The 528-nt window shown below is 24.2% G+C and carries 1 protein-coding gene; it reads left to right on the plus strand.

Going from position 1 to position 528, the window contains the following annotated elements; genetic code table 11:
• Nucleotides 1-322, plus strand: a 322-nt coding sequence (locus tag KGF50_RS21805; protein WP_227849987.1) for a CPBP family intramembrane glutamic endopeptidase, incomplete at its 5' end; no start/stop codon positions are given.
• Between the last annotated feature and the right edge of the window lie 206 nt (nt 323-528).

Below are 528 nucleotides of genomic sequence, written 5' to 3' on the forward strand. Positions count from 1 at the left end.
ACTAAGTATGTGTTGGAGTTTATGGCATTTACCTCTAATATTTACATTATATACACCTAAAACACCAGTATTAGGTTTAATATCTCGCTCGATATACATATTTGGAATTTCAATATTTTTAGGATATGTATACATGAAGACTAAAAATGTATGGTTTTGTGCTATAATCCACGCTTTAAATAATACATCTTTTCTTATATCGTCTTCTAATATTACCTATGGTTCAACTATTACTTATTCTGATATAGTAGAAATATCAATACTTATTTTAATTTTTTATGTTCCATTTCTATTCACAAAAGAATATAAACAAAGTACATAAAAATTATTCTGTAAAGGAGATATCTACTATGAATTTTGGGAATATCAATCTTATACTTATTGGAATAGGAATTATAATAGGAACTACAATTATACATTTAATTAAACCTAAAACTAGTTTTTGTAGTGAAAAATATTTTAATAAATTAGAATCGATGTATGGAAATATAGATAGAAAAAGAACTGTTAAACTAGAAGTACTTTACC

Origin of the sequence: Clostridioides sp. ZZV15-6598, from assembly GCF_020657705.1 — a bacterium.
GTDB classification, from domain to species: Bacteria; Bacillota; Clostridia; order Peptostreptococcales; family Peptostreptococcaceae; genus Clostridioides; species Clostridioides difficile_F.